At 58.9% G+C, this 569-nt stretch carries 1 protein-coding gene; it reads left to right on the top strand.

The window, feature by feature from the left end:
- A partial coding sequence (locus tag AC0V2Y_RS28675; protein ID WP_475418479.1) for a hypothetical protein occupies positions 1 to 336 on the top strand: 336 nt, incomplete at its 5' end.
- Positions 337 to 569 lie beyond the last annotated feature (233 nt).

Below are 569 nucleotides of genomic sequence, written 5' to 3'. Positions count from 1 at the left end.
GAAGGGGGCCGTCCTCAGATTGCGTTGCCTGGTGCCGGTATGCAGTTGAACCAGTACGGCAACATGAGCAAGGCGAAGATCGTGCGCATCGCCAAGGATCTCAACTCATACGAGTCCGCCAAGCGCTTTTTCAAAGGTACGCCGAAGGGGCACAAGCTGCCTGCGGGTATCTACGCACGGACGAACGACAACCGGCGTATCACGCCGTTGATCCGTTTCGCCACGGACGCGGTGTACAAGAAGCGTTTCGAGTTCAGCGCCATCGCTCATGAAGCCATCACGGCCAACTTCGAGACCAACTTGATCACCGCTTGGGAGGCGGCGATGCGAGGCTGATGCCTTGCCGCCCCCTGCCACCTGCCCTGATAGGCCGACCCATCGAGGCGACCCCGGCCGGTCAGGTCGAAATGCCCTCGTCGAGGGTGGCAGATTTTCCAGGGTCCTTCCCGGAGCCTACCGCGTATGGGTAAATTCGCGCTCGGTTTGTCCGGCGTCGGAGAATTTTTAAAAGGGTAGTCACACAGGGTAGTCACTCTGGTAGTCACTGCCAAAGTCACTTAGAGGTAGTC

The organism is Janthinobacterium sp. BHSEK, from assembly GCF_056174685.1.
Note: the sequence above shows the minus strand (reverse complement) of the source record. Positions and strands in the feature narration are given on the sequence as shown.